General features: G+C 40.8%; 10 protein-coding genes. 5 read left to right on the top strand and 5 right to left on the bottom strand.

The annotated features are described in order from the left end of the window. Nucleotides 1–60: 60 nt before the first annotated feature. Entirely contained in the window at nucleotides 61–2,784 is a 2,724-nt protein-coding gene (locus tag CYLST_RS32665; protein WP_015328403.1) for a hybrid sensor histidine kinase/response regulator, read from the bottom strand. A gap of 583 nt (nucleotides 2,785–3,367) precedes the next feature. Between CYLST_RS32665 and CYLST_RS33895 the strand changes: the two genes are divergently transcribed. Further along, nucleotides 3,368–5,830, top strand: coding sequence for an AAA family ATPase (locus tag CYLST_RS33895; RefSeq protein WP_015328402.1), 2,463 nt, complete (start codon nucleotides 3,368–3,370; stop codon nucleotides 5,828–5,830). 132 nt (nucleotides 5,831–5,962) lie between these two features. On the opposite strand, the gene CYLST_RS30555 is transcribed toward CYLST_RS33895, so the two are convergent. The 3 genes from CYLST_RS30555 to CYLST_RS30545 are packed head-to-tail and all read right to left on the bottom strand — an operon-like array spanning nucleotide 5,963 to nucleotide 7,565. Next, entirely contained in the window at nucleotides 5,963–6,463 is a 501-nt protein-coding gene (locus tag CYLST_RS30555; RefSeq protein WP_015328401.1) for a hypothetical protein, read from the bottom strand. Beyond that, nucleotides 6,460–7,338, bottom strand: coding sequence for a hypothetical protein (locus CYLST_RS30550; protein ID WP_015328400.1), 879 nt, complete (start codon nucleotides 7,336–7,338; stop codon nucleotides 6,460–6,462). The genes CYLST_RS30555 and CYLST_RS30550 overlap by 4 nt, the downstream gene beginning before the upstream one ends. Further along, a complete protein-coding gene (locus CYLST_RS30545; protein ID WP_015328399.1) occupies nucleotides 7,335–7,565 on the bottom strand; it encodes a hypothetical protein in 231 nt (76 codons plus the stop codon). Before CYLST_RS30545 ends, CYLST_RS30550 begins: the two co-directional genes overlap by 4 nt. A 222-nt stretch (nucleotides 7,566–7,787) precedes the next feature. On the opposite strand from CYLST_RS30545, the gene CYLST_RS30540 reads away from it, so the two are divergent. Together CYLST_RS30540 and dnaN are read left to right on the top strand one after the other, a co-directional pair. Continuing rightward, a complete protein-coding gene (locus CYLST_RS30540; RefSeq protein ID WP_015328398.1) occupies nucleotides 7,788–8,219 on the top strand; it encodes a helix-turn-helix domain-containing protein in 432 nt (143 codons plus the stop codon). 281 nt (nucleotides 8,220–8,500) lie between these two features. After that, nucleotides 8,501–9,961 carry a DNA polymerase III subunit beta gene (gene dnaN, locus CYLST_RS30535; protein WP_015328397.1) on the top strand — a complete coding sequence of 487 codons (1,461 nt, stop codon included), beginning with the start codon at nucleotides 8,501–8,503 and terminating at the stop codon, nucleotides 9,959–9,961. Nucleotides 9,962–9,978: 17 nt separating this feature from the next. On the opposite strand, the gene CYLST_RS30530 is transcribed toward dnaN, so the two are convergent. Then, the gene (locus CYLST_RS30530) at nucleotides 9,979–10,626 is read right to left on the bottom strand and encodes a hypothetical protein (RefSeq protein WP_015328396.1); all 648 of its coding nucleotides are present in this window, start codon (nucleotides 10,624–10,626) and stop codon (nucleotides 9,979–9,981) included. Between the two features lie 157 nt (nucleotides 10,627–10,783). On the opposite strand from CYLST_RS30530, the gene dnaX reads away from it, so the two are divergent. Both dnaX and holA read left to right on the top strand, forming a co-directional pair. Then, nucleotides 10,784–12,283, top strand: a complete 1,500-nt coding sequence (gene dnaX, locus CYLST_RS30525; RefSeq protein WP_015328395.1) for a DNA polymerase III subunit gamma/tau — start codon at nucleotides 10,784–10,786, stop codon at nucleotides 12,281–12,283. Further along, nucleotides 12,280–13,233 carry a DNA polymerase III subunit delta gene (gene holA, locus CYLST_RS30520; RefSeq protein WP_015328394.1) on the top strand — a complete coding sequence of 318 codons (954 nt, stop codon included), beginning with the start codon at nucleotides 12,280–12,282 and terminating at the stop codon, nucleotides 13,231–13,233. The genes dnaX and holA overlap by 4 nt, the downstream gene beginning before the upstream one ends. The last annotated feature ends 258 nt before the right edge of the window (nucleotides 13,234–13,491 follow it).

The raw sequence follows: 13,491 nt of genomic DNA, 5'->3' as shown, positions 1-13,491 counted from the left end.
CAAATCAGAGATTATGGCGGGAGCATTCTCACGGATTTAAGTAAATACTCATAGTATTAATCATATATTCAACACCTCAATTATCTGATCCACGAGTTCCATTGGCTCAATCGGCTTGGCAATAAAAAGTTGGAACCCTGCGTCTAAAATCCGTTGCTCATTTTCAGAGCCAGCAAAAGCCGTAAGAGCGATCGCCGGAATTTGTCCCCCTTGGTCTATGCTACGGGAGCGAACCTGACGAATCAAGCTAAAGCCATCCTCATCTGGCATACTAATATCGCTAATCAGTAGATTAGGCGATGTCCTCTGGCTCGCTACACAAATACTTTCTTCTAAAAGTGCCAGTGCTTCTGGAACTGATGCTGCTAATAATACATCTGCCCCTGCACCCTGGAGAACAGTTTGGATTAAAAGACGGGCATCTGCATCGTCATCCACAACCAAAATGCATATGTTCTGCAATTGGACAATTTTCTGATTGCTATCAACCGCTTCTGCTGGTAATAGTTGATCATTGCCTAACTCCGCGTTCATTGTGGCTATAGGTAGCGTTACCGTGAATGTCGCTCCTTTTCCCTTTCCTGCACTGGTTGCTGTGATATTACCATTGTGGAGTTCTACAATATAACGAGCGATCGCTAATCCTAACCCCAATCCACCAGCAGAACGAGTAGTGGAAGCGTTACACTGACTAAACCGTTCAAAAACGAATGGTAAAAATTCTGCTTCTATGCCCCTCCCTCTATCAATAACAGTAATCTGAGCCTGAGACTCAACTTGTTCCAACCTCACCTCTACACTTTCATTCTTGGGACTAAACTTGATTGCATTTGCAAGCAAATTCCAAACCACCTGTTGTAAGCGGATAGCATCACCTGAAACTTTGGGTACAGCAGCATCAATATTTAACAGAATTTGAATGCCCTTTGTTTCGGCTGACAATCGAATAGTATCTGTTGCTGCCCGAATTACACTTGCTACGTCAACAAGTCCGATTTCCAAATTCATCTCGCCCTTCTGTATCCTAGCCAAATCCAACAAATCATCAATTAAACGAACTTGTAGACGGGCATTGCGCTCAATCGTTTCCAGTCCCTCAATTTTCAGTGCTTCATCCATCTCAGATTCAGTTAGCAATAGTTGCGCCCAGCCGTGAAGATTATGCATCGGAGTACGTAACTCATGAGACAGAACAGCAACAAATTCGTCCTTGACTCGATTTATGTTGGCCAGTTCCTCAGTCTTTTGTCTCAGTTTCTCTTCTACACGCTTTTGTTCGGTGATATCAATGCCGATTAAAAATGCGGCTCTGTTCTGGTCATATTTTTGAGCCACGATTAAATAGCTACGCTCTGTGCTTATGGATGTAAACTCACATAGTGCTTCAGACTCATCTCCAGCGAAGAACTTTTGCACGAACTCACGAAACCCATTACCACCACCCAAAAACCCAATATCCTGACCAACAAAAGCTTCGGGAGGCAAATTAAAACTATCAGCTAAGTGCTTGTTGACACCCAGATAGCGCAAGTCAAAACTTACCCAAGATACAATTCCAGGTACTGCCTCTAGCACAGTCTGCAACTGATTTCTAGCTGCTTGCAGTTTTCTTTCTGCCTGGTTGCGTTGGGTAATGTCTAGAAATACACTTACACACCCCCGCACTTTTCCCTCTTCATCAAATAAAGGGGCAGCATACTGCAATAGGTTAAATATGACACCATCATTACGAACCAACTCAATTTCCAAATCCAGTATTTCCACACCATGAGTAGTAGCATATTGCATAGCCAGTTCTTCTGGAGCTAGTTCTCTGCCTGATTGATAAACTTTAAAGTTAGTCGGACGTTCATCATCAGGAGCGGTAAGAGAGGCATTTGCGTCAACAGATATGTTAAGCAGTTTGGCAAGAGCCGGATTAACTCGAATAGTTCGGCATTCTGGATCTTCTGCAATACCAATACCAGTTGGAATAACTTCTAACAAAGTTTGCAGTTCTCTAACTCGTCGATTTAGAGCAAGGTTTAGCTGAATAATTTTGGCTTCTGCTTGTTTGCGGTTGGTGATGTTTTGGAATACTGCCAAACCCGTCAGAATTTGGCTATTTTCATCTTTGACTGGAAAAGTTTGTATTAGATAAACCTGATTGGTGTAAGGGATTTCAATACATACTGGGAATCCAAGTAAGGCACTGCGGTAAGCTGGTTCAATCAGCTCGTAAGTCTCAGAAGGAACAATTTCGTGCAGCGTTTTACCTTGGAACTCTTCTTTTTGTAAACCAAAGATTTGCAGTTCTGTGCCTTCAGCACCCATAAAGCGCATATATCGATCAAAGAGAAAAACTACTCCATTAGGTAGATTTTGGGTTAATATTCTGTATAGTTCTTCACCTTGGCGGAGTGAACGCTGACTCTGTAATAAATCTTTTAGATTGATTTGGGCTTCTGTTTTATCAGTATCTGACTGCTGTTTGCTTGACTGAAAGTTAGCAGTTAGCGCACTGATTAATAGACCCTCGATAACAAATAATACAAATTCCAGACTATCAAGAGTAGAAGATGGGTCTGTAAAAAAGTAATGACTAGCTAAAGCAGCCAAAAACACTGATATCAATCCTGAAATGATGCTACCGTACCAAGTATTTATAGAGATAGCAATTAGCCACAAGCTGAAAGAACTTGTGATTCCAGTTAGATGCTCTAGTCCCAGCTTTACTAGCAAGGTTACTCCCACACTGAAAAATGCAATCCCGTAGGGCAGGTATTTTTGTTTGTTGAATAACATAGAGATTTTCTGGATGCACAGGAAATTTCAGATTTGTCAAATTGCAGATTGTCTCAAGTATTTCTACTACACGTACTGTTGGGTTGTTTTCTGAATAAGTGACGAAATTGTGTAAGCGATTAGCAATGGCTACGCCACGCAAGCGCTTGTATGGGTTTGGGGAGGTCTTAACAAAACTGGACAACCATTAAAAAATTAATCGTTAGACGAGTAAATCCTGTCCGGTAGGCGGGTCTTGACTCTAGGATTATTGAGAATAATCGCAATAACCCGCCCTACCGGGAAGGTTGTCCAGTTTTGTCTAGATAAAATGAAGAGCACTGCATCTCGTCTTGTGATTCCTCTGCTACCTTTTGACCAGAAATTGTTCAAGCGATTAGCTATGGCTACATTATGCAAGCGTTCACGCAGTGTACCGTAATCGCCTACATAATGCTGGCTCCAATCCTCAAATCCCAGCGTGAATAAATCTCTTCCACCCCTTCTGGGTTTTTGATACCAGAAGGGGTGTTGTTTTTTGGTTAACCAAAACCAACAGCTATCGCTGCATTGAATGGAGCAATTATGAATTATCGGAGCGCATATGATAGAAGCTACTTCACATTTACTGTCAGCATCACTGACACACAACGCTTGGGAGCTTACTTATCAGCAAAGTAAAGCTCTGGCAAAAATACATGAGTTTCTGCAACCGAAAAACTTAAAAAGTGTATTTTTACTAGCAGGTTATGCAGGGACTGGGAAAGCACAACCAATAAAAACTCCAGTTCTTACCCCCACAGGTTGGAAACCAATAGGTGATTTGAAAGCAGGTGATTCAGTTATTTCCAGTGATGGTACTCGAACAAAAGTTTTAGCTATTTTTCCACAAGGCATTAAACCTGTTGCCAGAGTCACATTCAGTGATGGTAGTTCAACACGTTGTTGTTATGAACATCTTTGGCTCACAGAAAGTCATTCTGAACGTGCCGTAAATCGTGTTAGCAAATATAAAGCTGATAAAAAAGGAAAAATTTATCAGTTAAAACCAGGTCGTGTCAAAACAACATACGAAATTGCACAATCATTAACGGCAAGAAAAGGTACTCACAAAAATCATAAAATTCCGGTTATGCAATGTGCTGACTTTGAATCATCTTCTGTTCCTGTAGAGCCTTACTTATTAGGCTGTCTATTAGGAGATGGAGGATTGACCCAGGGAACACCTAAGCTAACTACAACAGACTCTGAGATTGCTGAACGATGCGGTAAATTAGTCCCCCAAGGCATAGAAATGAAATCTGTAGGAAGGGAATTAGGTTTAACATATGCATTTATCGGTACTACATGGAAAGGGCAATTTCGGTATAATCAGCTAACTCAGACATTAAGAAATTTAGGTTTGTGGAATAAGTACTCTTATGAGAAATACATTCCCAACTGCTACTTAATTAATTCTAAAAAAGTACGCTTAGAATTACTGCGTGGATTAATGGACACAGATGGTAGTGTCTCCAAGAAAGGTTATGAAACTTTGTTGGCAACGAGTTCTTTACAACTAGGATACGACGTTAAGAGTTTGGTTGAGTCATTGGGTGGTATTTGTCGCATACGGGAGAAGAATACTGCATCTGGACGGCTTTGTTACTGTTTATCAATTTGTTTACCACCAGACATTAATCCGTTTCATTTGTCCCGCAAACGTGATCGTGTAAAACCGAAAACTCGATATATTCCCACTCGATACATCATATCAGCAGAGAATGCAGGTGAGGAAGAATGTGTGTGTATTGCTGTAGAGCATCCGTCACATCTCTATGTGACAGAGCATTGCATTGTAACTCATAATACTACTTGTGTTCAGCAACTTATTCGAGAACTATTGGTTCAAGATAAGCGAGTTGCTGTCACCGCACCCACTAATAAAGCTGTAGGTGTGCTGCAACGCACGGCGGCAGAAAATGGCGTAACTGGCGTAGAATTCTTCACCATTCACCAGTTGCTAGGACTGGGTATGGTGACTAGAGGTAAAGAGAAAGTACTTGACCAGACTGGCCCCTCTTACATCAATCTATTTGATGTTGTCTTTATTGACGAATGTTCCATGATTGGTAAACAACTCTGGCGCTGGATTGAGAATGTTGCTAATCAATCATCCACCTGGACAAAGCTCAAAATTATTCTCATGGGCGACCCAGCACAGTTAAATCCAGTTAATGAAGGAAAATCCCCTAGTTTTCAAGTACCAGATAAAGCAGTATTGACTCAAGTTGTGCGTCAAGGAACTGGTAGCCCTTTGTTAGAGTTTGTCACAGCCTCTCGCTATGCAGTCACCAAGAGCAAGTTTCCTTTTGAGCCTTATGCTAATTATTTGCCTGATAAAAGTAACGGGGCGCTGATGGTTAAACGTCAAACTTTGCTGCGTTATGCCTGCAAAAAGATGTCTAAAGAATTTGCTAAAAACCCAGATTGTTTCCGAATTTTGTCCTGGACGAATGCTCAAGTTGACTTTTACAATCAGCAGATTCGGACATATTTATATGGTGAAGATGCCAATAGATTTATTTCTGGAGAGAGATTAATCACCAGAGATCCTGTGATGGCTCCTGATGGGAAAACTGCAATTCTTTCGACATCTATGGAATTTACTGTTTTAGATGCCTTTGTAGACCGTTATAACAATTATAATGCTTGGAGGTTAAAGATAAAGACAGACGACGGAATTGTGCGTCAAATCTACGTATTGCATGAAGATGAGCAAACACGATTCGACCAAGAAACCAAACGCTTACTCAAAAGTGCCAAGCGTAATCCCTTTTTGTGGAAGCAGTACTACAGACATATCGAGCAGTTTGCTAACGTCAGAAACTGCTTTGCATTAACTGTTCACAATAGCCAAGGTAGCACTTTCTTAGAGGCTGGTATTGATGGTCAAGATTTGAGTAAGCGACTTAATCCAGAACGAGGAGATAACAGTAATTCAGTCCTAGCAAAGATTAGAGAGTTTAATCGGTTGTATTATGTTGCTAGTTCGCGAGCTAGACAACGGATATTAGTTATCCGGTGATGCCTAAAATCAAGAAATAACTACAGTCATTTACACCAAAACCAAAATTAAAGAACGGGCGATACAATAACAAGGTTATTAAGCTATCGTGCCTACAATTTACACCACAATAATTTTGGTAGTTCGATAGAATTAATCTTCTTTTTGTTCGTATTCTTGGCTCAAATGTACATTTGACATTTTCATCCATTCCTCTTCATAAATTGCTTCAATTTCTTGTTTCTGTTGCTGCACTTCACGGTTGTCATTTTCGGTGCGATTCCCACTTCCAGGCATTTTCAGTTTTTTAGCCAATTGGCGAATGTTAATTTGTTGTTTTACAGTGTTACGCCAGTTTTCTCGATTGATTAAATCCAGCTTTTGACAAATACTGGGAATAAAGCGGATATCAAAATTTTCAATTGGTACATTCTCCCAGCGTTTCGATGCGTCGCAATTGGCTCCCTGGCAAAGTACCCACTTATCTCGGTCTGGATTGTACTTTGGCATGATTAACTGAACTAAATCCCGTGAGACTAGACCAGAATCTTGGCAACAGAAACATCGCCACCGGGGATAGAAAATTTCCTCTTCTTGGTTTTCCTCTTCAGGACGCAAGGGAACTGGTTCAAATTGGGGTAAGTCATCAATCATGATTGACCCCATATCAAGTTATTAGCATCCGCCCACTTGAAAAATTCCCGCCGTTCTTTTTCTTCTTGACGGTTCTCAGCGTAAAAACCAAATTGTCCAAGAGAGCGAATTTTTTCTAACCACTCATCTCGATAGGGGTGATTCTTCCATTTTTGTTTCTGAATTTCAGGAATCTTACCTTGTACCTTCATCCACTCTGCTGATATTTCCTCCCAGTGTGTTTCTATCCACTTGTGGGGAAGTTCTGGGGGTTTAGGCAACTTTCTAGCTTTTTCTAATCCAAACTTTAAAAAACTCTCTCTCTCACCATCTGAGAGAGAGTTTTTTAAGTCTGAATAAGTCTGAATAGTCTGAGGAGAGTTGGAACCCTTGCTGGGAGAGGGTTCTGGACTGCAATTTTCTGAACTTCCAGAATTTTTTCTGGGATTCCGTAAATTTTTCTGGGATTCCGTAAATTTTTCTGGATTCCCAGAATTTTTTCTGGATTCCCAGAATTTTTCTGGATTCCCAGAATTGTTTACTTGTTGAGAATCAATAACGTCTGCTTGTTGATTCTCAACAATTTCGGCTTGTTGAGAATTAGCCCACTCAATGGTGATTCTGCCTGACTTGATATTGATAGTGTTACTGTCCTTGAGCTTGGCTATTGCCTCGTAAACGCTACTTTCTGGTATTTGCCACCGCGTAGCAAATTCTTTGGGAATAATGGTGATGGAGCGATCGCAGTATGGATTTTCATACCTAAGAGCAAAGTGAACATAAGCAGAATTGTTTATCAGCTTGGCTTTACGAAGGGCAATAAGCTCTGCCTTTTGTAGTGGGTAAAATTCACCCTGAACTTTTCCATGATCGTCCCTCTGAGGCTTTGGTATCATGACTCAGTCTCCTCAAAAGTGATGTTAACTTGGAATTCTGAGCAGCCAGACTTAATAAGGGCTGCTTTTTCTGGAATGCATTCTCCAAACCAATGAATGCGCTTTTGATGCTCTGGACAGTAGAAAGCGGCTTGCTTTCTTGTTGTGAGTTCACAGTAGGCTCTCAGCCATTCTTCATGCTGGAGAGGGTAGAACACGCCCTGTAATTTTGGAATTCCCTGTGTCATAATCTTTCTAGAGAAATTTTCATGCCTTGCCCCTGTTCACCTAAACAGGGGCTTGTTTTCTACCTGGTCATTAATCATTGCTAAAGGACAAAAAAATGACTAATGGCAACTGATGCTTATTTGTTGATGTTGATCTAACATTGAATCGGAGGTTACTAATCTGTGAATTAGCCTATCGCTGTATAAAGTAACGATCAATTAGCCTACTGGCTAATTTTAGTAATGAAAGTTAACAATTCTGTCTCGGCTATTTCTTACCCGGTGTCCCCCCTGTCCCAGTCCTTCGATGCGACGATAAAGCGGTATAGGATCAGTGCCAAACAGTTGTCTGGTGACACAAAGGTCTCAGAAAATCACATTTCCGAGTTTCGTCGGGGAAAATGTGACGTTAGTACTACCACCTTGTCAAAGTTGTTGGATGGCATGGAAGTTTTAGCTCCTGGTTCCAAACAATTCTTTTATCAACTGGTGTTAGGCAAAGAGAATCAGTCACCCGCATCCCTCAAGCGATCGCTCGTTGAAGTAATTCAGACTGCGGATGAGGATGAACTATTAGATGCAATGGCTGAAATTGCCAATCGGTTTCGTTTGCTGCGTAACTTTTCGGATGTTTCTCCTGCTCAATCTTTGATGAATGTAAATAATTGCGCGTGATTTCCATAGAGAAACAAAAATCTCACGCATAACAATTACAATCAAGCAGAAATTGGGTTATAAGCTTTCCTATGTAGGTAGACGAAGCAGAGAGAGAAAAAAGGCTTGCCAAAACGGATTGCATTATCATTTACTGCGCTAAAGCTTAGAAAGTAATCTTTAAAATCCAAAATCCACCGCTATATTCGGTAATCCAAATTATCTATAGGAGGATGTCAAGTTCTTTCTTTCTGCTATCGCAGTCACCCTTCCAGTAATGACGCAACCAGAGAGAAATCATCATGACTCAAACAGCGCCAAAACAAAGGGTAAATCCTGCAAAGCAGACAAAACAAACCAGTGCAGCTACTCCTAAAACCGATAAAACTGAATATGAAGTATCAGCAAATATCCCGGAAATGCCTGTAGGTAAAAAGAAAAAGCCTACATCTCTAAATGCTGATACTCCAACTGAATCTTCAAATAAACGTGCTAAGAAACGTTCTGCCAAATTAGAGTTAAACTTCCAACCACTGATAGAGTCAGAAATGGAGGTAATCTGCTCACAAACTAAATTTCACGATGCGCTCTCTTTAGTTAGTTGTGCTACCCCAGCTAAACCTACCCATCCTATTCTTGCTAATGCTCTAATCGTTGCAGATATCGAAACACAACAGATATATCTAACTGCCACTGATTTAGCATTAACAATTCAGACCAGTTTTGAAGCTCAGGTGCTGCTTAAAGGTGAAATTACTGTGCCAGTAGAAATCCTATTTGAGATAGTCAAGCATTGCCCTAACGGTAATATCTACCTCAATAGTCAAACTCAGATTGCACAGTTTGCTAATGACGATAAGCAAACAAAAATCAGTTCCCTCAGTTTATCTGATGCCGATGGAAAATATGAAATTAGAGGCATCAGTGCTGAAGAGTTTCCACCTACTAATACAATTGATGCTACTCCGATACCTCTGCCAACAACAATTTTCAAAGATGGTTTGAAAGGAGTGCTTTATGCGGTCAGTACTGATGAAAATAAATATATCTTGACTGGAGTTCATATACAACTTGCACAGGAGAAGTTAAAGTTTATTGGTACTGATGGGCATCGAGTTGCTATTACTGAACTTTCTACCCAAGGAATTGGCAGAAAACCTCGTAAACAAGTTACATCTGAGGAAATTATGCAATTTACTCTTCCTGGTCGTGTGGTGAGAGAAATAGCGCGTAACTTAAATGACGATGTGGAATTCATTAATCTGCTGTATGATTCTCAAAGTAATCGCTTGGGTTTTGCTTGGCAAGATGTCATTCTTAGCTGTCAAGTTGTGGAAGGAATTTACCCTGATTGTGAGCAATTATTAGCTAAATTCATCTTTGAGAGAGAAGTAATTTTAGAAAAAGCACCGCTAGTCAAAGCATTGGAACGGTTAGCTGTGTTAACGGATAAGAAAGAGAAAGGAATTTACTTACAATTTGATGGAAATTTACAGCAGTTACGGTTATCCATTGAACGAGAATTTGGTAAAGGAGATCAGGTTATTATTGCTCATTTACCAGCAGAAATGTCATTGAATATCCAGTTTAATCTCAAGTATTTAATCGAAGCTGCTAAAGCAATTCCTAGCTCGGGTATCAAAATGCACTTGCAACAATCAGATCATCCTGCCATGTTAGTCCCTTATGGAGATAGACCAAATCCAGAATTGGAAATGTCTATGCGTCATTTCTTACTACCGTTGTATATTCCAAATAGTTAAGGCTAACGACTGAATGCTTACAATTCTACACCCAAGACTTGCAAAATTTCTTTAACTGGTGCTTTCTCTTGCTCTAACTGCTCAACTCGATGTATTAACTGCTTAGGAATGTACTTAGAAGATTTTATCAAGCGATCGCCTTGAGTCCAAAACTCAAAATGATAGTAAGCCTGTGGGTAATCTTTGTCTTTTTTGGTGATGATACGCCAGTGGATGTTACCGCTCCCCTCTTCTTTATGCCGCCGCATTTTACTAGGGGAGATGTCTGATTTACTAGGGCTTGATGGAATATCCCCTAGTAAATTGCTAGGGCTGTTGTTACTAGGGGATATATCTGATTTACTAGGGCTTAACTGGATATCCCCCAGTAAATTACTAGGGCTGTTGTTACTAGGGGTGATAGAAATGCCTAAAAAAAGCAGAATTTCTTTGACTGGACGTTTAGCAGCCTCAGCTTCTTGAATATCCCCCAGTAATTTTTTGGATATGTACCTAGTTTTTTTCTGACCGTTTTCCTTCCAGTGGTAATAAGCTTGCTGGTAATCTTTACCATTCTTGGTGATGGTGCGCCAATAAATAAACCCGTTACCATCGCCCTTTCGTCGGCGATTTTTACTAGGGGATATCTGTAACTTTTCCCTATTTTTACTAGGGGTCTTGTCCATATACTCTAGTAAAATGCCATAACCCGTGCATCTTTAGGCGTACTCAACTTCTGGTATCGGTAAGTCTTATTAGAATTGAGCAAATCAGCCTACTTTGGATTCAAAATTACACCCCCTTAACAGGGGTAAGGGCGACAAATTAAGGTTATTGAATCCTATGTCTACAGTCGCTCTACATCAAAAATATCGACCCCAAACTTTAGCAGAGTTAGTTGGACAGCCCTACATCAAAACTGCTCTGACTAATGCCGTCAAAAATTTACAAATTGCACCAGCATATTTGTTTACAGGTTCTAGAGGCACAGGTAAAACCTCAACTGCGCGGATATTTGCTAAATCTCTTAATTGTCTTAATACTAAAAAACCAACTGACAAACCTTGTGGGATTTGTCAATCCTGCCGTTCAATTGAAACCAGTAATAGCCTAGACGTCAGTGAAATTGATGCTGCTTCCAATAATGGTGTAGATGATGCCCGTGCTTTAATTGAACGCTGTACTTTAGTGCCAGTAGCAGGACGTTACCGAATTTTTATTCTAGATGAATCGCATCAACTCACAACCCAGTCTCAAAATGCTTTACTCAAGTGTATTGAAGAACCGCCACCTCATGTGGTTTTCATTCTTTGCACTACAGAACTGCACAAGGTGTTACCTACTATTGTCAGCCGTTGTCAGGTGTTTAATTTCCGCACTTTATCAGTTAAAACAATTGTGCAGCATCTCCGTATTGTAGCAGATGCGGAATCTATTTCTATTAATGATGAGGCACTGATTGCGATCGCACGACTCAGCGATGGTGGTTTACGGGATGCGCTGCAATTACTCGGTCAGGCAAGTCTTTTGAATGCAGATATCACTGCCCATCATGTCATGGAAATCGTTGGTGGTGTCACAGAAACAGAGCTAATGGCAATTTTACAGGCGATCACCACCAACAACACTTTTAATTTGCTGCAAGTCGCAAGAGTTTTAGTAGACTCTGGTAAAACGCCCAAATTGATTCTCTCCAACTTACTGCAAACATACCGAGATTTACTGGTTATCAAGTCTGTGCCAAAGGAACAAGCCTTACTGACTGGTTGTGTCAGCCATACCCAACTCAAAGCTTTTGCAAATCACTGGAATTTCGAGACGCTGAATTTGTCTCTAGCAGAGTTACAAAAAGCCGAAAATTATCTGCGGTATACGGTAAATGCGGCGGTGTGGCTGGAGGTTTGTTTACTCAACTTGATGCCCGGTTTATTGCCTGTCGGTGCAACGAAGACGGTAAATGTTAAACCTGGGCATGATGGCAAATTGTTACCAACTTATGGCACATACACCATCAACAAGGTGACTGATAAACCTGGAGATGGCAAAGGTGAGGATAGCTTGTTACCAGCAGTTGCAACCAATACTGCTAACCTGGCTCAAATTTGGCAGCAGGTGATGGATAAGGCTAAACCCAACTATCAAAAGCTGTTGGCTCATGCTCATCTGGTGAAATTGCAAGGGTCAAAGGCAATTTTAGAGGTGACACCAGCTTACCTGAAAAAGTTTGAGAGTGGTAAGGAGGCGATCGCTAAAATGCTGCAACGAGCTACCCAAAGTCCAAAACCTCTGACTGTGTTGATTAAAACTGCCCGTCTCAGTAATAATGGGAGGGTGAGAGGATGATAGTCTTGCTCACAGGTGATGACCAACACGCTATTCAGGAACAGTTAAACCAGTACAAAGCGGAGATTGATGCCCAATGGCTGACACTATGCTATCACCGATTTTCAGATGATAAGCTTGACAAAGCCATGAGTGTAGCTCGCACTCGTTCCCTCACTGATGGTAAAAAACTGGTAATTGTGGAAAATTGCCGCCTCAAGCAATGGGGTGATCCTGAGTTAGAAACTTTGCAGCAGTTGGTGCAAGTGCCTGATTCTACGATTTTGGTGTTTGTTGCTACTAATGTAGATAAGCGGCTGAAAATTTACAAACACCTGGTCAAGTATGCGAAGTCGTTTGAGTTTTCGTTGATACCACTTTGGCGGAATGATTTGATTGAAAAGGCGATCGCTATTCAAGCTCAAAAATTGAAACTGCTGCTGTCAGAGGATGCAGTGGAATATTTAGCACAAGCGATTGGTAACGATATGACCCGTGCAGCTTCTGAGTTACGCAAACTTTCTATTTATGCTCATGGCAGAAAATTAGAGCTTGCGGAGATCAACGAATTAGTGCCATGTCAAACTCAGAATAGCCTACAATTGGCAGCGGCTATGCGTGAAGGAAAAAGCCATCAAGTTTTGCAGTTGTTGGATGATTTACTATCTCGTTGTGAACCTTTAATGGTGATTGTCAGCACTCTTTTAACGCAATTTAGAACTTGGTTATGGGTGAAGTCTGCGATAGTTTCTGGGGTGAAGAAGGATGGTGAATTAGCTCAATTGTGCAGTATCAGCAATCCTCATCGTATTTACTATTTGCGTCAGGAAGTAGCAAATACAAGTATCAATGCTTTGGCTAGGGCGGTGTCCATGATTTTGGATTTGGAAATGTCTATTAAGAGGGGTGCTGAAGGTAAGGATTTACTACCAGCAATTCTTAATGTTAGCAGGTTATTTAAGTTAGTTTAATCAGCTGCATCAACGTTTTGTGGAAAGGGTGGAGCATTTTCAAATAAACCCTCAAATGCTTTCACCCTAGATTTTCTTGTTGGTGTTTCCAGTGCTGGTTCACTTGCTGAAACTGTAGTGTTATCAACAATATCAACATTTCTGCAAGACTATCACTTCCACATCTCCGGGGGATAAATTGATATTTTCGGTAATTACCAATTTACCAGATAGGTCTATTTTACCCTTGAGTATGTATGCTTGCATGATATTTTTTAT

The organism is Cylindrospermum stagnale PCC 7417, assembly GCF_000317535.1.
Classification (GTDB): Bacteria; Cyanobacteriota; Cyanobacteriia; order Cyanobacteriales; family Nostocaceae; genus Cylindrospermum; species Cylindrospermum stagnale.
The sequence above is the reverse complement of the archived record's forward strand: the minus strand, read 5'-3'. Positions and strand labels throughout refer to the sequence as shown.

Bases quoted from the DNA above. Each gene is read 5' to 3' on its own strand.
- CYLST_RS32665 (WP_015328403.1), bottom strand. From the start codon at position 2,784: ATGTTATTCAACAAACAAAAATACCTGCCCTACGGGATTGCATTTTTC.
- CYLST_RS33895 (WP_015328402.1), top strand. From the start codon at position 3,368: ATGATAGAAGCTACTTCACATTTACTGTCAGCATCACTGACACACAAC.
- CYLST_RS30555 (WP_015328401.1), bottom strand. From the start codon at position 6,463: ATGATTGATGACTTACCCCAATTTGAACCAGTTCCCTTGCGTCCTGAA.
- CYLST_RS30550 (WP_015328400.1), bottom strand. From the start codon at position 7,338: ATGATACCAAAGCCTCAGAGGGACGATCATGGAAAAGTTCAGGGTGAA.
- CYLST_RS30545 (WP_015328399.1), bottom strand. From the start codon at position 7,565: ATGACACAGGGAATTCCAAAATTACAGGGCGTGTTCTACCCTCTCCAG.
- CYLST_RS30540 (WP_015328398.1), top strand. From the start codon at position 7,788: ATGAAAGTTAACAATTCTGTCTCGGCTATTTCTTACCCGGTGTCCCCC.
- dnaN (WP_015328397.1), top strand. From the start codon at position 8,501: ATGACTCAAACAGCGCCAAAACAAAGGGTAAATCCTGCAAAGCAGACA.
- CYLST_RS30530 (WP_015328396.1), bottom strand. From the start codon at position 10,626: ATGGACAAGACCCCTAGTAAAAATAGGGAAAAGTTACAGATATCCCCT.
- dnaX (WP_015328395.1), top strand. From the start codon at position 10,784: ATGTCTACAGTCGCTCTACATCAAAAATATCGACCCCAAACTTTAGCA.
- holA (WP_015328394.1), top strand. From the start codon at position 12,280: ATGATAGTCTTGCTCACAGGTGATGACCAACACGCTATTCAGGAACAG.